Raw genomic sequence first — 18861 nt, forward strand, 5'->3', positions numbered from 1 at the left:
TTCGACATATTCTCTCCGTGCATCCATGAATGAGACGAAACTATACGCTGTCGCAAAGTGCATGTCCTGACTGAGATTGCGCTTTCTATTTTACCTACGTTGAATCCTCGATTGAGGATACGAATGACCGGTTAGGGCCGAAAGCAGTCACTTATTAACAAGCATAAGCATGACTTACCATGCACTTTTAGTTGCAACCTATGAGGAAAAACTTGGAGCTTGTAGAACCACTTACATGTCCGCTTTGGAGTTGATCCAGTTGATACTGGAATTTTCGCAAACTTTTTCTATAAGCACTACCGAAAGCTCAGGAAGATTATTTTGCTACATGAGCTCTTTTGCGCTACTAGTTACACCTCTGGCGGACGCACAGTAAATACAATCCATACATGAGGCTGTAACCTAAAATAAATAAAACTAGAATAAAATGGCAACAATGAAAAAACTGTTACTTTTATTTATCCTGCTATACGCACAACCTGCATGGTCAGCTCGTCCTTTTGTTACCGATGATGCACGATTAACTAACGCAGCGAGCTGTCAGCTTGAAAGTTGGACTCGCATCTACCCAAACAGCACTGAGTTCTGGGCTTTGCCTGCGTGCAACCCTACAGGTAACTTTGAGGTGACTCTAGGTGCTGGCTTGTCTATGGCTAGTGATACAAAGGACACATCAGACTATGTGATACAAGCTAAGACTTTATTCAAAGCTCTTGAAACTAATGGATGGGGAATAGGCTTTGCAATTGGTAAGGTTTATCATCCGGCGGCAACTCCTAGCGCAAACCAACTCGGAAACACTTATGCGTATATTCCGTTCTCAGCATCCTTTAACGATGACAAAATAGTGATGCACCTCAATGCGGGCGTGCTGCATGACCATGCGTCCAACAAAGACAACATGACTTGGGGTGTCGGTGGTGAGTTCAAGGCTTCACCGAGGTTTACAGGGGTTTTAGAAGTATACGGAGACCATCAATCAAATCCCTTCACTCAAGCTGGCATAAGGATGTCTGTTATACCTGACCTGTTTCAAGTAGATGCTACCTTGGGGAGACAGCTCAATGGTGTGAGTGATATCCAGTGGATTTCATTTGGAGTTCGCATTACACCTGATAAGCTATTCTAAGACCTAGAGGGGGAGGTGCCACAAACTTTGCACGGAATTTTCCGACTCTACAGACCGAATTAAGAGACATTAAGGTTGTGACATAAAAGAGCTATAAATTTAAAGCAATGTAGAAACTGCGCAAAACTACACCTTGATACAAAATTTCATCATTAGTATCAACTCTTCTTAAAAGTACCAATCACATAAAATTTGAATTAGTTACCGACTTTACACTGCTTTGGTTACCAACTTTAATGTCAGAGAACAGTAGGTAAATGATTACCCTACAAAAAAGCCCTGATTTTTCAGGGCTTTTTAAATTATTTGTTAAGACAGACTTTAGTTCTATCGACAGACTTTATTACTCGCCGACAGACTTTATTAATTTATATCAATATAGTTCACAAAAGATTAATCATTGGTTGTAGACGGGATCTTATGAATGGTCAAATCTGCGCCATCATATTCCTCTTCTGCGGTCAGTCTGATACCAACTAATTGCTTAAGTGCGCCATACACAATAAAGCCGCCCACTAACGCAACAGTTACACCCACTGCCGTGCCAAGTAATTGCGATGTAAAGCTCACACCACCCATACCACCCAAGGCTTTCATCCCAAAAATGCCGGCAGCAACACCACCCCAAGCACCACATAAACCATGTAATGGCCACACACCTAGCACATCGTCAATTTTCCAGCGCTGCTGCGTCAAGGTAAATGTCAGCACAAATAATACGCCTGCAATCGCACCAGTGGCTAGTGCACCTAGCGGATGCATTACATCAGAGCCTGCACATACCGCAACCAAACCAGCTAAAGGGCCATTGTGTACAAAACCGGGGTCATTTTTACCCATGACCAAGGCAGCTAAAGTGCCACCTACCATCGCCATCAGTGAGTTCACTGCAACCAAGCCGCTGATACCCTGAACCGACTGTGCAGACATCACGTTAAAACCAAACCAGCCTACTGTCAGTATCCATGCACCCAGCGCAAGAAACGGAATATTTGAGGGTGGATACGCATGCAAACGGCCATCTTTACTATAACGGCCATTACGTGCGCCCAGTAAAATAACGGCAGCTAACGCAATCCAGCCACCCATCGCGTGTACAACTACTGAGCCTGCAAAATCATGAAATGACGCACCGGTCGCGATCTTTAGCCACTCTTGCAATCCATAGTGATTATTCCATGCAATACCCTCAAAAAACGGATATACAAAACCAACCAAGGTGAATGTAGCAATCATTTGCGGATTAAATTTCGCACGTTCTGCAATGCCACCAGAAATAATCGCTGGAATCGCAGCTGCGAATGTGAGCAAAAAGAAAAATTTAACTAAACCGAAACCATTTTTAGCCGCCAAAACTTCAGCACCACTAAAAAAATCTACGCCATACGCAATGCTGTAGCCAATAAAAAAGTATGCAATGGTAGAAACAGAGAAATCCACCATGATTTTAACAAGTGCATTTACCTGATTTTTATGTCTAACTGTACCGACCTCTAAAAAGGCAAAACCTGCGTGCATTGCAAGCACCATAATGGCGCCAAGCAATACAAATAAAACATCATTTGCTGAGACTAATGCTTCCATTTCAATCACCTATTAACATTTTAAGCCCCGCAAAATAAGCAAATATCACGCCAAAACATAACTTATTGTTTTATATAGACCTTGCATCATGAAGCATGAAAATATTGCACTAAAATTGTGCCATTGGCAGTGCGTTGCACTAAATATGTGCAAACAAACGTTAGGGATGTTTTTTAGAACTAGATTAATGCGTTGCCAGCACCTTCTTTAAGCACCATGCTGGCAGCATCTGGATTACCAGACCAAAAATGATAAAACTCACGCACCACCACTAAAAATAAACGGCGGCTATGTTTAATGCTAAACAAGGGTAAAGTCAGGTCTACCGCGGCGCGGTAAGCTTTGCTATCTTTTTCTGGCGCGGTACGCAGGCGAATTAATATAATTTTCGCCAACTTAACGCGCGTATCAACTAAGGCCTGCTCTGCACCTTCAAAACGCAGGGCTTGGGTATATGCTTTTAAAGGCCAGTTTTCAGCAGCCTCAAATTTCTCGGTTTCCAAGCTATCGGATAGTAATTTGAGCGTTGCTTGCACTGGACGCCAATCAATAGGCTTAACATCAAAGCCCGGGTTAATATTTAAAGCGGCAATCGCTTTAAAATCCTTCATCCAGAATGGGTAAAACTCACGCGCAGCGGTAAGGCTATCATGCCATGCATCTACCGGAACCGAGTCCATCACAGTTTCTATAATATCGCGATAGATTTCACCGTTAGACACTTGCCCCACTAGTTTCTGAGCTAAAAGGTCTAAAAACAACGAACGTCTATGCAGCACGTCACTGTTTGCGCCTTTAACCTGCAACAACTTTAAATAAGCATCGATGGCTTCTTTTTCACGTATTTCATTCATGCGGTGATGACTCTTATCAATAATCCTATGAAACAATAGCTGACGATGCGAATGTTCGCTTACAATTAAATTAAGTACAATAATTGCCGGCAACAATCTTGAAAGTGACGACTTGTTAATTATGGATTAACTCGTGCCATATTGTAACCCCAATAGATAAGGTTTCTTGAATGACAAACGAACAAGCACTCAATTACATGCATAATCTTTTACGAGGCATGCTTGATAAAAAGGCATCGGATTTATTCATTTCGGCTGATTTTCCTCCCGCCATGAAAATTGATGGAAAAATGACACCAGTCACCCAGCAGAAACTGACCGGTGAACATACCAAAGCCTTTGCTGATGCACTAATGAATGAAAAACAACGTACAGAATTTGCAACAGAAAAAGAGTGCAACTTCGCTATCTGGCCTAAAAGCATTGGGCGCTTTCGCGTGAATGTATTTATACAGCAAGAAAAAGTGGGAATGGTTCTACGTACTATTACTACGGAAATTCCTAAATTTAACGACTTAGGCTTACCAGAGACCCTGCAAGACGTGATGCTCACCAAACGCGGGCTGGTCATTCTAGTAGGAGGTACGGGTTCTGGGAAATCAACCACCTTAGCGGCGCTGATTGATTACCGCAATGAGAATACTTTTGGACACATCATTACAGTGGAAGACCCTGTAGAGTATGTACACCAAAGTAAAAACTGTTTAGTGACGCATCGAGAAGTAGGCCGAGACACTAACGGATGGTTTAACGCCCTTAAAAACACATTACGCCAGGCGCCTGATGTGATTTTAATTGGCGAAATTCGCGATAGAGAAACCATGGAGTTTGCGCTGGCGTTTGCAGAAACCGGCCACCTTTGCATGGCAACCTTACACGCAAACAGCGCCAACCAAGCAATTGACCGCATTATTAACTTCTTCCCGGAAGAGCGTCATGCGCAATTACATATGGATTTATCGCTCAACCTGAAAGCGTTTATCTCGCAACGCCTGGTTTCCAAAAAAGGCGGCGGCCGCTGTGCTGCGATTGAAATCCTGCTCAACTCACCACTGATCTCTGACCTGATTTTAAAAGGTGAGACCAGCATGATTAAAGAGGTGATGGCTAAATCTACCGAGCTAGGCATGCAAACATTTGATCAAGCCCTCTTTAATTTATGCGAAGAAGGCCGCATAACTGAAGATGATGCCCTGCGTAATGCTGACTCTATCAATGAGTTGCGTTTACGCTTTAAATTGCACGGTAAAAACGCAGGCAGCGCAAAAAGCTCATCCAGCTTTGATAACTTATCGCTGCATGAAGATGAGCCCGATGAATCCGAACTAGATCCTTTATAAAAATGAGTATGCATTAATGGAAATGATTTTAATTATTATCCTGTTAGCCATCGGCTGGTTTTGGATAGACAGTTTAAACAAGCGTGAACGCGCAATTCTGCTGGGTAGCGAGCTTTCAGCAAGATTTAACCTGCAACTGCTAGATGAATCTGTCGCCTGCAGCAGAATATGGCTAGGACGGAATCGCCGTGGCCACGTGCAGTTTTTACGTACTTACGAGTTTGATGTAAGCGCCAGCGGCAATGACCGCCTGCACTGCCAACTCATGCTATTAGGTAATCAGCTAGGCTATTGGCATATTCCGCCATACCTGCAACCTGTTAACTAAACTCCATCAGCATGTACGTCGGCCGCTTTGCCCCCTCGCCCACAGGCCCCTTGCACTTTGGTTCACTGGTGGCAGCTGTTGCCAGTTTTTGTGAGGCCAAAACCAAGCAAGGGAAATGGCTAGTACGCATGGAGGATTTAGACAAGCCGCGCGAAATCAAAGGTGCGGCAGATACGATTTTGCATCAACTGGAAGCGTTTGGATTTGAGTGGGATGATACAGTCGCCTACCAAAGCCAGCGCAGCGCACTGTATGCTGATGCACTCAATCAGCTCAATCACAAACAGCTGATCTACCCATGCACCTGCACCCGCAAGGAAGTTGCTGACTCCAGCACGGCTTTCGGTATTGATGGGCGTATCTATCCAAAAACCTGCTTATACCACCCCATCAAATCTGACACTGCGATAGCCTGGCGCATCAAGACCGACAACAGTGCAGTTAGCTTTCATGACGACATTCAACAGCTTATTCAACAAAACATAGGCCAAGATGTTGGTGACTTTATCTTAAAGCGTGCAGATGGCTTATTTGCTTACCAGTTGGCAGTAGTGGTGGATGACGCAGTACAAGGCATCACACACATCGTGCGCGGCGCAGATTTGTTAGACTCCACCCCCCGCCAGATATACCTACAGCAACAGTTAGGATTTTCCACTCCACAATATGCACACGTGCCGGTTGCCGCCAATGCCAACGGCGAAAAACTAAGTAAGCAGACACTAGCAAAGCCCATAGACACAGCTACTACCAGCCAGCTACTCTATGATGCCTTATGCTTTTTAGGCCAGCAACCGCCCAGCAGCAGCAAAAACGCACCATTAAATACACTATGGCAATGGGCGCTTGAACATTGGGCTATTTCTACAATCCCTCAAACTAAGCAAATTATTATCGCCAGCTAACGCCTTTTTGCGTTTATTCACTCCCTGTTGGCAATGATGGTGACCATTAAAAACTGCATGCAAATATTTTGAATGCGGCATGCTAATGTTAAAATACAGGGATGAATAAATTACCAGACACCCTACAACGCTTTGTTTTTGAAAACACGCCTATACGCGGCAACCTTGTTAACCTGACAAATACACTACAACTGGCGCTGAATAAGCAGCATTTACCTGCTGGCCTAAAACGTGCACTTGGCGAGTTAATGGCTGCCAGCGCTTTGCTGACCGCGACCCTTAAGATGAGTGGCTCGCTTGTATTGCAGATTCAAAGTAAAGGCGCATTAAAATTACTGGTAGTAGAGTGCAACTCAGAGTTTGGCATTCGCGCCACCGCCAAGTGGAAAGGAGAAGTGTCTGACGAACAGAGCTTATTCGACCTCATTTCCCACGGGCAATTTATGATCACGCTAGACCCTAAAGATGGTCGTCAGGCTTATCAAGGTATCGTTTCGCTTGAGGGCGACAGCATCAGCACAATATTAGAAAACTATATGCTGCGTTCAGAGCAAATTGACACCAGAATCTGGCTACATTGCGATGGCAACGCCGCGGCTGGTATGCTGTTACAAAAGCTGCCAGACACTCTGAATCAGGTAACAAAAACCGAAGACCTCAGCACTCAGGATTTAGATGCATGGAACCGTATCGGGCATTTAGCCAGCACGATTACAGACGATGAACTACTTAACCTGCCAACAGAAACCATACTCACACGCTTATTTCATGAAGAAGATGTACGTTTGTTTGAGGCAAGCAATACTAAGTTTTACTGCAGCTGCTCACGTGAAAGTGTTTCCGGCATGTTGCGCATGTTAGGCAACGATGAAATTAGCAGCATCATTGAAGAGCAAGGTAAGATTGAAGTGAACTGCGATTTTTGTAATGCGCACTACAGCTTTGATAAAGTAGACGCAACGCAATTAATGGTGAGTGAAGTCACCACAAAAGCGCATCCAGAAGTGCATTAAACTTCGACCGGACTATACGCGGTAGTTACGGCTACCGCATTATTATTGCACAATCCTCTTTCGTGATAGATACCTAGCCGCATTACCTACATAAGCGTGGCAAATATTCATCCGGTATATTCGTTTTATTTTCACCCTTTACCGTCATATTGTCTGGGGCTTTTGCGTTTCCGCACACCCATGCCACAGGTACAACTTTAGACTCTTCAATCACCGCCGGCCTTAGGCTTAGTACTTTGTCTTTAATTTTTGGATGCGCTTTATTGCCAAAGGTCATATGAATAGCACCATTTTCAATTTGCGTATCGGTAATAAAGTTGCTCACTACTTTATTGCTGCTTGGCAAATCAGCAGCAGCATTATCAGGCAACATTACTTGAGAGAGTGACCATGCGGTGGCAATTGGTGCCTTGGCAATGTCGGCTAACGGCAAAGCAGCAGTAATTTGCTCTTTAATGATGCGACTCATGCTAGATGGAATTGCCACCATCGCCAAAATACCCATAATCACAACGATTGCCATCATTTCTATCAAGCTAAAACCACGCTGTGCCGATTGAGCAGAGTGCTGGAATGTTTGATTTTGGGCTGTTTGATCATTAGTTACTGGGTATCTGCGCATCAATCTATCCTTAATTTTCCAACGTTTACTTCAATGATGCCTGACGCATGCGTTCAAACAAACAAACGGCAGCTGCGGCACCAGCATTGAGAGATTCCACCGAGCCCAGTGCAGTATTTGCCATGGGGATTGTAATCCGCTTGGTTGCTGCAGCCATGGTTTGGTGACGCAGGCCCGCCCCTTCATTACCAATTACAAAAGCGGTGGGTTGTGATAGATCTTGCATATACAGCGAATCACCTTGCATAGCGGTAGCATAACTACTACCCTCAAACTCCTGCAAAGCTTTAATTAAATCCACACGCTCCACAATCGGCAATACAAACTGTGCACCCTGCCCGCCACGCAACGCCTTAGGCGACCATGCGTCAGTACAGCTAGTGCTTAAGTAAACCACATCAACGCCAGATGCTGCTGCTGTGCGCAGCATGCTACCGATATTGCCGGGGTCTTGTATGTCTTCTAACATCAATACAAATGCAGGTTGCTCAGGCACAGGTAATTGCGGTATTTTCACTAAAGCCAAAATACCAGTAGCATTCGTCACCGGGGTAAGCTCTGCGAACATCAACGTAGGCAGCATGATGGTTGGAATATCCGCTAAAGCCTGTATCAAACCAGTGGCCTCTACGCTACTTTTACCCTCTGGGATAATGATTAAATCCGGCTCACCGAAAGTGTCTATATATGACTCGATCAAATGCACGCCGTCTAACAGGGTTTTGCCCTCAGCCCTGCGCTCTCGCGCATTATCTGCAAATTTCTTGAGTTGCTTAAAAACCGGGTTGTCGCGGGAGATGATGTGCTTAAAAGACATATAACAGTGGTGTATAAATTAAAGGCCTAGTTTAACCCAAACTCGCTTGTAGTCACATCATGATTGCAGTAAATTAGCGATGCAATTGATATAAATGAAGTCCATGTAGATTCTAATAATCATTATAAGATTGGAGTAATTATGTCATTATCAAAACGTGCGCTTGCTGAGCTGATCGGCACCTTCTGGTTAGTGTTGGGCGGCTGTGGCAGTGCTGTACTCGCTGCCGGCATCCCAAATTTAGGTTTAGGTTATTTAGGGGTTTCTTTCGCATTTGGCTTAACTGTGGTGACTATGGCTTACGCTATCGGCCACATTTCAGGCTGCCACCTCAACCCCGCAGTTTCGATTGGCCTAGCGGCAGGTGGCCGCTTTAGCGCTAAAGAACTCCCTCACTATATTATTGCGCAGGTATTAGGCGCTATTTTAGCCGCCGTGCTGATTCGTACCATTGCCAGCGGCATGGAGGGTTATGCAGGCGGGTTAGCATCCAACGGGTTTGCAGAACACTCACCGCATGGCTACAGCATGATGGCAGGTTTAATCACAGAAATCGTGATGACCGCGATGTTCTTATTTATCATCATGGGCGCTACAGACAAACGCGCACCTGCAGGTTTAGCGCCTTTGGCCATCGGCTTTACATTGGTGCTTATCCATTTAATCAGCATCCCGGTCACCAACACCTCAGTTAACCCGGCACGTAGCACCGGCCCAGCCCTGATTGAAGGTGGCATTGCACTACAACAGCTATGGCTATTTTGGCTTGCCCCGATTGTGGGTGCAGTAATTGGTGCCTTTGCTTACAAAACCATCAGTGAAGACTAAGCTATAATTAAGTGCAATATGACAATGCCCGCACTGAAACATGCGGGCGTTTTTATTTGTGCCTTATAATACGAGCTATGGCTAAAAAACTTTCTATCGAACGCATATTACACAACCAAGGCTTTGGCGCACGCAAGCTATGCCGCATTCTTGTTATTAACGAAGAAGTGACAGTCAATGGGGAGCTATGTGACGACCCTGATGCCACTTTTGAGCTGGAGAACCTGCATTACACCATTAAAGGTGAAGCATGGGACTATCGTGAAAAGTCTTACCTCATGATGCATAAACCTGGCAATTACGAGTGCTCGCACAAAACTCAGCACCACCCAACTATTTATAGCCTGTTACCACACCCACTGGTCGAGCGCGGCGTGCAATGCATAGGCAGGCTGGATGAAGATACTACCGGGCTGATTTTAATTTCTGACGATGGGCAGTTCATTCACCGCATGAGCTCACCTAAACACAAAGTGCCAAAAGTATATGAGGTTACTTGTAAACATGCCGTCAGCGATGAGCAAATCGCCCATATTTTAAAAGGTGTACAACTGATTGATGAAGATGCGCCAATTGCGGCCCTCGCCTGTACCAAAATCAGCGACCATGTGATTCACATGACGCTGGCCGAAGGCAAGTATCATCAAGTTAAACGCATGGTTGCCGCGATTAGCAATCGTGTGGAAGCATTAAAACGCATTAAAATCGGACGTTTGGAGTTGCCACAAGACTTAAAACTAGGCGAGTGGCGCTGGCTAAGTGAAGCTGACCTTAATGCTTTAAAGGCAGAAAATCAGAACCAGTAATCTATACATTGTGAGCAATTACGCAGCACCCGCAATCAACAGCACCTTACATGCCATTTAGAACGGAAGCCCCATGAAACGCATTTACCAATATTTCTTTCGAGGCCTGCTTACAGCGTTGCCATTAGGGCTTACAGTGTATTTGCTATATACGTTTTTAACATGGGCAGAACACATCGCCATGTGGTGGGTGCGCCCTATCATAGGTGACTTCTACATCCCCGGCTTGGGCCTAATATTGGGTTTAGGCGGCATCGTGCTGTTAGGCTACCTTGTCTCCCACAAATACATATACAAAGTTCTCTCACTCATTGAGTTTCCATTTACAAACCTGCCGGTTGTAAAAAGCATCTATTCGTCATTAAAGAGCTTTGCTGATTACTTTGCTCCGCATAAAAAAGGCAGTTCACAACAGGCTGTGACCTTAAAGGTTCCGGGACACCCGCTTGAAATAGTTGGCTTAATCACCAGAAAAAATACTGATGGCCTACCAGATGGGTTTATTCAGGGCGACCGCGTTGCTGTGTATTTACCTATGGGCTATATGATTGGTGGCTACACTGTTTTTGTACCGCGTGACTGGTTAACACCGATTGATATGTCGGTCGAAGAAGTGATGAGTGCATCACTATTTGCGTGGATGTCTAAACCAGACTAATGTCAGTCAATGATTTAAATAGCTGACCATAGAATTTTTAAACCACTCAACAGTCAGATAGCTAACTATAAAAAAGATTAACCTTGCTCACCATGACACAGCTCGACACTCGCTACTTATTTATATCCATCTGCTTGCTGCTCTCTTCATGCATGGGCGTGCCTGACAAGGTGAAAGTGATAGAAAGCTTTGATGCAAACCAGTACCTAGGCACATGGTATGAAATTGCGCGGCTGGATCACAGCTTTGAGCGTGGCCTAGACAACGTAACAGCCACCTATAGCATGCGTGATGATGGCGGGATTAAAGTGATTAACCGTGGATTTAATACAGAGAAAAAAACATGGAAAGAAGCAGAGGGTAAAGCTTACTTTATAGACCCGGCCAACGCAGATAAAACACGTACAGGCAAACTGAAAGTATCGTTCTTTGGTCCGTTTTACGGCGCGTACAATATTATTGAACTGGATAAACCGTATTACAACTACGTCATGATTTGCGGCCCGGATAAATCTTACTTCTGGATACTTTCTCGTACGCCTCAATTATCATACCCAATTAAGCAGCACTTAATTGCGCAGGCCAAAGAGCTTGGCTTTGCTACAGACAAACTCATCTACGTGAACCAATCGCCAGAAGTGGTCAATTACGAGGCTGGGCGCCACGTCACACATTAGGCGCCAGTTTCACTTTACTTCACAACAGTCAGTTTATATCCAGCTTGTTTAAGGCTAGCAATCAGACCAGTTGACCCAGCCAAGTGTGAAGCACCCACGACTACAAATACGCTTTTATCTTGCGCTTTAGCCAGCACGCGCTGCATCATCAAGGCATTGCGCTCATCTAACAGCTTAACGCGCATTTTTTCCCAAAGCGGCGTAGGCAACATGCTCCCGGTAATTTGTGCATTCAGCGCAGCAAGTTTATTAGCATCGCCCTTTAAATAAGCTTTGATTAACCGCTCGTAATCGCGCACCTTAGCTTGATGACTACGCTTTAACACTTGGCGTAAAAAAGCCAACTGCTCATCGGGAGTCAGGCCATCCATCACGGCAAAATGCTCCGCCGCAGATTCTATGCCCTGCACTTCCTTACCATTGTCTTCAGCAAGGCGCATCAGCAAATTATCTTGCGCGTATGGGGTGAGTGGTCTTGGAGAATCAAATACAACCGCCAGCAACCACGGTTTAGTTCGTAGCGCGGTTTCTCGATGCATCACATGAAAATCAGCTAAGGCATAAAACTGCTCAAGCTCTTTAGGGCTCAAGCTTGTCTTAAGATCAGTATCCTGCGACTGCAATATGCGTGGATCTTGCGGCGCATCAGCCTCCATCATAAAAGCATCAACAGATTTTAAAGCCGCCAGCACGCGGGGAGAAAAGTCTGTTACTCGGTTGTCATCAGTATGAATCGACCCAAACAGATAAATCGGATGTGAAGTTTTAGACTCTGCTTTCCAAAACAGGCCTTGCTCAGCAAAAGCTGGAGTACTGAGCAAGACGAATAGCACCAGAGGGATGAGGGCTTTGTTTAAATTAGACATCAATGAACTTAACATCATCTTGCCCTCATACCAAATACTTACGTTAAGAGTACTTACGCTTTTTCTCTGTAGTGCGTCTAGGTCGTACAGTGCGCTCTAATTGCTCACCACGCACCGTGGTCACCGGTTTAGTTGAGAGCGGCTGCCAAGCAGGAATCAAACAATGCTTGCCACTACCAATTAAGTCGTCACGCCCCATTTTCTTCAATGCTTCACGTAGCATCGGCCAATTGTTTGGGTCATGATAGCGGATAAACGCTTTATGCAATTTACGCACATTACCCGCTTTAGGAATAGGCACCTCATCCGAGTCTGCCGTCACTTTACGTAATGGATTTTTGCCCGAGTGATACATCGCTGTCGCCATCGCCATTGGCGTAGGAGTAAAGGTTTGGACTTGATCCAATTTAAAGTCGTACTTCTTCAACCATAATGCAAGGTTCAGCATATCTAGATCAGTTGTGCCAGGGTGCGCTGCAATAAAGTATGGAATCAAATACTGCTTCTTACCCGCCTCTGCACTGAACTTCTCAAACATGGCTTTAAATTCGTCGTAAGCACCCATGCCTGGTTTCATCATTTTGCTCAGCACATTTTCTTCTGAGTGCTCTGGCGCAATTTTCAGATAGCCACCCACATGGTGCTGCACCAGCTCTTTAACATACTCAGGCGACTTCACCGCTAGGTCATAACGCAAGCCAGAACCAATGAGAATTTTCTTCACGCCTTTAATCGCACGTGCTTTACGGTACAGTTGAATCAACGCGCTATGGTCGGTATTCAAGTTCTCGCAAACGCTTGGGTAAACGCAGCTGAGCTTGCGGCAATTTTTCTCAATAGATTCAGACTTACATGCAATACGATACATATTGGCAGTAGGCCCGCCCAAATCTGAAATCACGCCGGTAAAGCCATCCACTTTATCGCGGATTTCTTCAACCTCTTTCAAGATAGAAGCCTCAGAACGGCTTTGAATAATGCGGCCTTCATGCTCGGTAATACTGCAGAAAGTACAGCCACCAAAGCAGCCGCGCATAATGTTTACGCTGAAACGTATCATTTCCCAAGCTGGGATTTTGGCATCTTTATAAGCTGGGTGCGGCTTACGTGCATACGGCATGTCGTACACATAATCCATTTCTTTAGTGGTAAGCGGGATTGGTGGCGGGTTGAGCCACACTTCTCTATCGCCATGCTTTTGTACCAAAGCGCGCGCATTACCCGGGTTAGCCTCCAAGTGCAATACTCTTGAAGCATGCGCATACAGCACTGGGTCATTCGCCACCTCTTCAAACGCAGGCAAACGTACCACTTGCTTAGTTCTATCTGCTTTAGGCGCTTTTAACCTAAGGTTAGGCACAATCTCAATGGCTTTAATACCGTCCGGCAACTCGGTTTTTTTAGCCTCGTCCGTTGCGCAACTGGCGTCAGATTTACCCATTTTCATTTCATATGGGTCTACCGGTTTATCTACAGCACCTGGACGGTCCAACTTGGTGCTTTCAATCTCACTCCAACCTTCTGGAATATTCTTACGTAAAAAGGCGGTGCCGCGGATATCTTGAATATCAGCAACTTTCTCGCCTTTAGCAATTCTGTGGCTAAGCTCAACCAATGCGCGCTCTGCGTTGCCGTACAATAAAATATCGGCCTTAGAATCTACTAAAATGCTACGGCGCACTTTATCTGACCAATAGTCATAATGCGCAATACGGCGCAAGCTCGCCTCAATACTACCCACCACTAATGGCACGTCGGAATAAGCCTCACGGCAGCGCTGGCTATATACCAACACCGCGCGGTCTGGGCGTCTGTTAGGTGCAGCATCAGGCGTATAAGCGTCATCACTACGGATTTTTCTATCCGCAGTATAGCGATTCACCATACTATCCATATTGCCAGCAGTAACCCCAAAATAAAGGTTAGGTTTGCCCAGCACTTTAAATGCGTTGGCATTTTGCCAATCCGGCTGCGCAATAATACCGACTCTAAAACCCTGAGCCTCTAATAGGCGGCCCACCAACGCCATACCAAAACTGGGGTGATCGATATACGCATCCCCGGTCACCAAAATAATGTCACAACTATCCCAGCCAAGGGCGTCCATTTCGGCACGTGACATCGGTAAAATTGGCGCAGGCCCAAACCGCTTCGCCCAATAAGGGCGATAGCTAGGAATAGGCTTTGCTAACATTGTTGAGTATTGTTCCAAGGTATCTGCTATAAATCGATAAAAGTGCGCGCATTTTACGCGCTAATCATATGATTAAGAAGCTTTTTTATAGTTCAATTACACCAAAACTAAAACTAGGCAAGTTAAATGCAGTATTTTTGGTAACAGTCACCCGCAATATTGCATACAATACAGGCATAAACCGCCCATGAGAACCTACTAAAAACTATGTGTGACTACGCAAATTTAGTAAAAACTTTGCATCAATTTGCAGAAAAATCCAGAGACAAACCACTCGCCGTGGGCGAAGCGTTAGACACGTTAGACGAAGCTGGCTACGCCTTTATCTGCATCATCTTGGTTTTACCGTTTTTACAGCCCATCCCGTTAGGCCCATTCACAGTGCTGGGTGGCGTCGCCTTTGCCACGCTGGGCTGGCAATTACTACATGGCCACGAATCACCGGTATTGCCCAAACAAATACTAGCCATTGAATTTAGTGAAAGCACGTGGAAAATGCTAGCCAAGGTCTGCCTGGAGATTTTGGGCTTATGCAGAAAAATCAGCAAACCACGCTACCCCTTTATTGCAGCAGGCATACGCGGCCAAAAAATGGGCGGCTTTATCCTGCTGGCAGCCGGCGGGTTAATGGCAATCCCGTTTGGTGTATTACCATTCAATAATTTTTTACCTGGCCTAGCCATCTTGTTTTATTGCATAGGCGAGCTCGAAGATGACGGCTTAATGTACCTGATTGCTTTATTCTGGCTGGTCGTCACCACCATCTATTTCAGCGCATTCTTCTTTGCACTTTGGTACTTTGGCGAAAAGGCGTTAGCGTTTTATAAAATACTTTAAAAGTGTGAATGCACCTGATACTCATGTGCACAATTAGTACGGAAAATATTAAGTGGCAAATATACCTTGGGTATTTGTAAGTTATTAATTAATAATTTAATATCGGAATCAGAAGGAGCAACAACATGAGCAATAGCAATCCGTTGGCCTCACTTCAAAAAGCACTAAGTGGCGGCAAAACACAAAAGGTTCTCCGCTTCCTCATGTGTCTGCTCGGAGGAACACCTTACATAGGCGGGGCAATTGGAGCCAGTGCTACTGCATGGTCTGAAGCCGAGCAAACTAAAGTTAACTCACTAATCCAAGATGCTCTAAGAGTTCAAGATGAACGAATCAATGAGGTTGATAAAAAGCTTGTCGATGTATCAGGGAAGCAATGGGTTGTTGCCTACGTCAAATTCAAACCAAAATCTTTTCAATTTGTTGACTCATCAAACGTATCCTCATTGACTGATAATGGGCACTTAGATTTCACCATTAATTTTATGAGCGCATTGACCTCTAAGTTTGCACTTCAGTACTTCGGAAGTGGCGAGGTCAAGCTTGAGAGCGTGGAGGAAACAAGAACCTCCGTAAGGATACGGCTTCTTGAACCACTTCCTGAAGTAGTCACGTTTTTGTTTTTCAACCTTGATTAGAGTTGCGGTGCCCAACCCTTTGATCAAATGGATCGTTCTTTTCGCGTTCCGTCTATAGATACCTCCTTACCTAACGTTAGACCTCTATGCACACCCAAGCCTCACCAGACGAATTTGCACAACATTTGACCGATGTCTTTCGACTGTTCGGACCAATCTCTTTGCGCCGCATGTTCTCTGGCTATGGTATTTATCACGATGGAATCATGTTCGGTTTAATTTCTCAGGACACACTGTACTTGAAGGCCGATGCAAAGAACTCTGCTGATTTTAAGGATCAAGGGCTTAACCAGTTCGAGTATGTTCGACAGGGAAAAATCATTGGGCTATCCTACTATCAGGCTCCAGAAATCGTACTGGAGGACGCCAATGAAGCTGCACTCTGGGCACGTCGCTCATTTGAAGCCGCGCTACGTGCTAACGCATCAAAAGCAAAGACTGTTCGAAGCCGCCATAAACAAGAAATCTAACCATCATTGAAGCGGAACGCCTAACGGCACCCATTAACTCAAACGTTAGCCAGATTAAATCATGAAAGTCCTACCACTTGAACTAAGTTTCGCTTGTGAAGCTGATGCTAAAGAAATTACAGCCCTCGTGAACAGGGCTTATCGGCCTTCCGCACAGGAGACTGGTTGGACACATGAAGCAAACCTCATAGCTGGTGAAAGAATATCTACCGAACAAGTACTTTCCCTATTTCACGAACAATCTACGATTTTGCTCTTGCGTCTTGGGCAAGAGATCGTAGCGTGTGTGCATGTGCAAGGTGGACAGTCCGGCACTTACATTGGCATGCTAGCGACAAACCCAACAATGCAAACGCAAGGTATTGGTAAGCAAATGTTACTACATGCAGAGGCGTATGCCATTGAACACTACAACGCTTCGGTACTCAAAGTGTCGGTTCTATCTTTACGGCCAGAACTATTGGCTTTCTATGAACGACGCGGCTATGCTCTTACCGGGCAGGTAGAGGAATATCCATTGTCTGCCGGTGTCGGCCAGCCTATGGTCACTGGCATTCAGGTTTTATCTTTGGAAAAGAGGGTCCGCAAACCTAGCATTCAAGCAAGCATCGTAAAAATGTAGCCTAAACAGCTTCATCAATCTGCGTGATTACTTTATATTCAAAACTTACATTTAATTAACGCTTCTAAGATGATAATGCGCAACATGGTGCATTATCAGCACAATACGGCAAGAGCCAGCAAATCAAGACTAAGTTTATGAGCCACGGTTATTATCAACTTCCTAATGGTCGGGTTGCCAGTATAGATGGTGAGTGTGACTTTCCACCTTTAACTGAAGCCCTTAACGAGCCTAATGGATTAATCGCGATTGGCGGCGACCTCTCGCTGCCACGCCTATTAGCGGCTTATCATCAAGGTATTTTCCCCTGGTTTAGCGAGGATGAGCCTATTTTATGGTGGAGCCCTAACCCACGCATGGTGCTTTTTCCTAGTGAATTAAAAATATCCAATTCACTACAAAAAACGCTCAAGAAAAAAACATTTGAGGTAAGGTTCAACACGCAATTTCGTGCAGTCATTACGGATTGCAGCAACACCCCACGCGGCGAACAAGCCGGCACTTGGATTACACAGGATATTATTGATGCTTACTGCAGGCTGCATGAAGCCGGATTTGCGATTTCAGCTGAGTCTTATTTTGAGGGTGAGTTGGTTGGCGGCTGTTACGGGGTGCACATAGGCCGCATGTTTTATGGTGAGAGTATGTTTCACCACAAAACAGATGCTTCCAAGGTTGCATTTGTGAGTTTGGTGCAGCACCTAACAGCGCTAGGCATTGGCCTGATTGACTGCCAGATGAAAACAGCGCATCTAGTTAGCCTTGGCGCAAGAGAAATTGACCGTGCGGAATTTGCATCGCAATTATCTACATTAACCCAGAGCAGTCCAAGCAACACAGAGTAAAAATAGGGTTATACTTTTACCATGAGTTTACCTAGCGATACACCGCTGCACAAACTGCAGTTTTACGTCACCACTGGCTACACCTGCGGCTACCTGCCTAACCGAATGGCACAAAGCCTGATTGCCGCGCCGCAGCACCTGGTGGATGCAAACGTATACAGTGGCTTGATTCAACAAGGCTTCAGACGTAGCGGAAAGTTCTCCTACAGGCCGCATTGCGAAAACTGCCAAGAGTGCGTGCCGGTAAGAGTTGTTTTAGAAAAATTCAGCCCTAACCGCAGCCAAAAACGTGCGTTTAAACAGCACCAAAACCTCATCACCACAATACTGCCAGTAGGCTATCATGAAGAACATTATGCGCTCTATGCGAGCTATCAGCGCGCACGCCATAGTGATGACAAAACTGCAGATCAAATGGAAACTGACTCAGACTCGCAAGAAAATGATGTTGAGCAGTATCAGAGTTTTTTATGCCAATCTAACGTAGAAAGCGTTCTCGTTGAGTTTAGAGAAGGCGAGCAGCTAAAAATGGTCAGTGTTATCGATATTGTGCGTGATGGTATATCTGCCGTTTACACTTTTTACGATACCAGCGACAGTACAAGCAGCTATGGCACCTACAACGTTTTATGGCAGTCATTATGGGCGCAAACTTTAGGCTTACCCTACCTGTATTTAGGGTACTGGATTAAAGACAGCAGAAAAATGGCTTATAAGCAAAATTACAAACCGCTGGAAAAACTGATAGATGGTGAGTGGCGTTAAATCTCTGCTAAATACCCAATACCACTAAGAAGTCAATTGGTTGCTACTACATACAGCATAACA

Annotated in this window: 21 protein-coding genes; 15 read left to right on the top strand and 6 right to left on the bottom strand. The window is 45.1% G+C overall.

Translation table 11 applies throughout. The annotated features are described in order from the left end of the window. Positions 1-427: 427 nt before the first annotated feature. The gene (locus VGD82_RS11800) at positions 428-1129 is read left to right on the top strand and encodes a hypothetical protein (protein WP_331020583.1); all 702 of its coding nucleotides are present in this window, start codon (positions 428-430) and stop codon (positions 1127-1129) included. 393 nt (positions 1130-1522) lie between these two features. Here the strand turns inward: VGD82_RS11800 and VGD82_RS11805 are convergent, their stop codons facing one another. Together VGD82_RS11805 and VGD82_RS11810 are read right to left on the bottom strand one after the other, a co-directional pair. Further along, a complete protein-coding gene (locus VGD82_RS11805; protein WP_331020584.1) occupies positions 1523-2713 on the bottom strand; it encodes an ammonium transporter in 1191 nt (396 codons plus the stop codon). A gap of 179 nt (positions 2714-2892) precedes the next feature. After that, complete coding sequence (locus VGD82_RS11810) at positions 2893-3567, bottom strand: hypothetical protein (RefSeq protein WP_331020585.1); 675 nt, start codon at positions 3565-3567, stop codon at positions 2893-2895. A gap of 170 nt (positions 3568-3737) precedes the next feature. On the opposite strand from VGD82_RS11810, the gene VGD82_RS11815 reads away from it, so the two are divergent. The 4 genes from VGD82_RS11815 to hslO all read left to right on the top strand — a co-directional run bounded on the left by VGD82_RS11815 (position 3738) and on the right by hslO (position 7153). Continuing rightward, positions 3738-4907, top strand: a complete 1170-nt coding sequence (locus VGD82_RS11815) for a PilT/PilU family type 4a pilus ATPase (protein WP_331020586.1) — start codon at positions 3738-3740, stop codon at positions 4905-4907. 16 nt (positions 4908-4923) lie between these two features. After that, positions 4924-5235, top strand: a complete 312-nt coding sequence (locus tag VGD82_RS11820) for a DUF3301 domain-containing protein (RefSeq protein ID WP_331020587.1) — start codon at positions 4924-4926, stop codon at positions 5233-5235. A gap of 11 nt (positions 5236-5246) precedes the next feature. Beyond that, positions 5247-6140 carry a tRNA glutamyl-Q(34) synthetase GluQRS gene (gene gluQRS / locus VGD82_RS11825; RefSeq protein ID WP_331020588.1) on the top strand — a complete coding sequence of 298 codons (894 nt, stop codon included), beginning with the start codon at positions 5247-5249 and terminating at the stop codon, positions 6138-6140. A gap of 101 nt (positions 6141-6241) precedes the next feature. Then, a complete protein-coding gene (gene hslO / locus VGD82_RS11830; protein ID WP_331020589.1) occupies positions 6242-7153 on the top strand; it encodes an Hsp33 family molecular chaperone HslO in 912 nt (303 codons plus the stop codon). Positions 7154-7235: 82 nt separating this feature from the next. On the opposite strand, the gene VGD82_RS11835 is transcribed toward hslO, so the two are convergent. Then, complete coding sequence (locus VGD82_RS11835; RefSeq protein WP_331020590.1) at positions 7236-7775, bottom strand: pilin; 540 nt, start codon at positions 7773-7775, stop codon at positions 7236-7238. Between the two features lie 25 nt (positions 7776-7800). Then, positions 7801-8592, bottom strand: a complete 792-nt coding sequence (locus tag VGD82_RS11840) for an RNA methyltransferase (RefSeq protein WP_331020591.1) — start codon at positions 8590-8592, stop codon at positions 7801-7803. A 141-nt stretch (positions 8593-8733) separates the two neighbouring features. Between VGD82_RS11840 and aqpZ the strand changes: the two genes are divergently transcribed. The 4 genes from aqpZ (at position 8734) to VGD82_RS11860 (ending at position 11561) form a co-directional block, all read left to right on the top strand. After that, a complete protein-coding gene (aqpZ, locus tag VGD82_RS11845) occupies positions 8734-9420 on the top strand; it encodes an aquaporin Z (RefSeq protein ID WP_331020592.1) in 687 nt (228 codons plus the stop codon). A 77-nt stretch (positions 9421-9497) separates the two neighbouring features. Continuing rightward, complete coding sequence (locus tag VGD82_RS11850; protein WP_331020593.1) at positions 9498-10226, top strand: 16S rRNA pseudouridine(516) synthase; 729 nt, start codon at positions 9498-9500, stop codon at positions 10224-10226. Positions 10227-10299: 73 nt separating this feature from the next. Beyond that, a complete protein-coding gene (locus tag VGD82_RS11855) occupies positions 10300-10884 on the top strand; it encodes a DUF502 domain-containing protein (RefSeq protein WP_331020594.1) in 585 nt (194 codons plus the stop codon). A 92-nt stretch (positions 10885-10976) separates the two neighbouring features. Then, a complete protein-coding gene (locus VGD82_RS11860) occupies positions 10977-11561 on the top strand; it encodes a lipocalin family protein (protein WP_331020595.1) in 585 nt (194 codons plus the stop codon). A 14-nt stretch (positions 11562-11575) separates the two neighbouring features. Here the strand turns inward: VGD82_RS11860 and VGD82_RS11865 are convergent, their stop codons facing one another. Next, positions 11576-12442, bottom strand: a complete 867-nt coding sequence (locus VGD82_RS11865; protein ID WP_414684501.1) for a TraB/GumN family protein — start codon at positions 12440-12442, stop codon at positions 11576-11578. A 28-nt stretch (positions 12443-12470) separates the two neighbouring features. Continuing rightward, complete coding sequence (locus tag VGD82_RS11870) at positions 12471-14621, bottom strand: YgiQ family radical SAM protein (protein WP_331020597.1); 2151 nt, start codon at positions 14619-14621, stop codon at positions 12471-12473. Between the two features lie 237 nt (positions 14622-14858). Between VGD82_RS11870 and VGD82_RS11875 the strand changes: the two genes are divergently transcribed. The 6 genes from VGD82_RS11875 (at position 14859) to VGD82_RS11900 (ending at position 18798) form a co-directional block, all read left to right on the top strand. Further along, positions 14859-15458 carry an exopolysaccharide biosynthesis protein gene (locus tag VGD82_RS11875; RefSeq protein WP_331020598.1) on the top strand — a complete coding sequence of 200 codons (600 nt, stop codon included), beginning with the start codon at positions 14859-14861 and terminating at the stop codon, positions 15456-15458. Positions 15459-15583: 125 nt separating this feature from the next. Then, on the top strand, positions 15584-16096 hold the full coding sequence (locus VGD82_RS11880; RefSeq protein ID WP_331020599.1) for a hypothetical protein: 513 nt from the start codon (positions 15584-15586) through the stop codon (positions 16094-16096). An 86-nt stretch (positions 16097-16182) separates the two neighbouring features. After that, positions 16183-16566, top strand: coding sequence for a TfoX/Sxy family protein (locus VGD82_RS11885; protein ID WP_331020600.1), 384 nt, complete (start codon positions 16183-16185; stop codon positions 16564-16566). Between the two features lie 127 nt (positions 16567-16693). Next, positions 16694-17188, top strand: a complete 495-nt coding sequence (locus tag VGD82_RS11890) for a GNAT family N-acetyltransferase (protein WP_331020601.1) — start codon at positions 16694-16696, stop codon at positions 17186-17188. Between the two features lie 137 nt (positions 17189-17325). Further along, positions 17326-18033: a leucyl/phenylalanyl-tRNA--protein transferase gene (gene aat, locus VGD82_RS11895; protein WP_331020602.1), complete on the top strand. Its 708-nt coding sequence runs from the start codon at positions 17326-17328 to the stop codon at positions 18031-18033. A 21-nt stretch (positions 18034-18054) separates the two neighbouring features. Further along, complete coding sequence (locus VGD82_RS11900; protein WP_331020603.1) at positions 18055-18798, top strand: arginyltransferase; 744 nt, start codon at positions 18055-18057, stop codon at positions 18796-18798. The last annotated feature ends 63 nt before the right edge of the window (positions 18799-18861 follow it).

Origin of the sequence: Methylotenera sp., assembly GCF_036401095.1 — a bacterium.
Lineage (GTDB): Bacteria > Pseudomonadota > Gammaproteobacteria > Burkholderiales > Methylophilaceae > Methylotenera.

Coding starts and splice junctions, on each gene's coding strand:
- VGD82_RS11800 (WP_331020583.1), top strand. CDS start 428: ATGGCAACAATGAAAAAACTGTTACTTTTATTTATCCTGCTATACGCA.
- VGD82_RS11805 (WP_331020584.1), bottom strand. CDS start 2,713: ATGGAAGCATTAGTCTCAGCAAATGATGTTTTATTTGTATTGCTTGGC.
- VGD82_RS11810 (WP_331020585.1), bottom strand. CDS start 3,567: ATGAATGAAATACGTGAAAAAGAAGCCATCGATGCTTATTTAAAGTTG.
- VGD82_RS11815 (WP_331020586.1), top strand. CDS start 3,738: ATGACAAACGAACAAGCACTCAATTACATGCATAATCTTTTACGAGGC.
- VGD82_RS11820 (WP_331020587.1), top strand. CDS start 4,924: ATGGAAATGATTTTAATTATTATCCTGTTAGCCATCGGCTGGTTTTGG.
- gluQRS (WP_331020588.1), top strand. CDS start 5,247: ATGTACGTCGGCCGCTTTGCCCCCTCGCCCACAGGCCCCTTGCACTTT.
- hslO (WP_331020589.1), top strand. CDS start 6,242: ATGAATAAATTACCAGACACCCTACAACGCTTTGTTTTTGAAAACACG.
- VGD82_RS11835 (WP_331020590.1), bottom strand. CDS start 7,775: ATGCGCAGATACCCAGTAACTAATGATCAAACAGCCCAAAATCAAACA.
- VGD82_RS11840 (WP_331020591.1), bottom strand. CDS start 8,592: ATGTCTTTTAAGCACATCATCTCCCGCGACAACCCGGTTTTTAAGCAA.
- aqpZ (WP_331020592.1), top strand. CDS start 8,734: ATGTCATTATCAAAACGTGCGCTTGCTGAGCTGATCGGCACCTTCTGG.
- VGD82_RS11850 (WP_331020593.1), top strand. CDS start 9,498: ATGGCTAAAAAACTTTCTATCGAACGCATATTACACAACCAAGGCTTT.
- VGD82_RS11855 (WP_331020594.1), top strand. CDS start 10,300: ATGAAACGCATTTACCAATATTTCTTTCGAGGCCTGCTTACAGCGTTG.
- VGD82_RS11860 (WP_331020595.1), top strand. CDS start 10,977: ATGACACAGCTCGACACTCGCTACTTATTTATATCCATCTGCTTGCTG.
- VGD82_RS11865 (WP_414684501.1), bottom strand. CDS start 12,442: ATGTTAAGTTCATTGATGTCTAATTTAAACAAAGCCCTCATCCCTCTG.
- VGD82_RS11870 (WP_331020597.1), bottom strand. CDS start 14,621: ATGTTAGCAAAGCCTATTCCTAGCTATCGCCCTTATTGGGCGAAGCGG.
- VGD82_RS11880 (WP_331020599.1), top strand. CDS start 15,584: ATGAGCAATAGCAATCCGTTGGCCTCACTTCAAAAAGCACTAAGTGGC.
- VGD82_RS11885 (WP_331020600.1), top strand. CDS start 16,183: ATGCACACCCAAGCCTCACCAGACGAATTTGCACAACATTTGACCGAT.
- aat (WP_331020602.1), top strand. CDS start 17,326: ATGAGCCACGGTTATTATCAACTTCCTAATGGTCGGGTTGCCAGTATA.
- VGD82_RS11900 (WP_331020603.1), top strand. CDS start 18,055: ATGAGTTTACCTAGCGATACACCGCTGCACAAACTGCAGTTTTACGTC.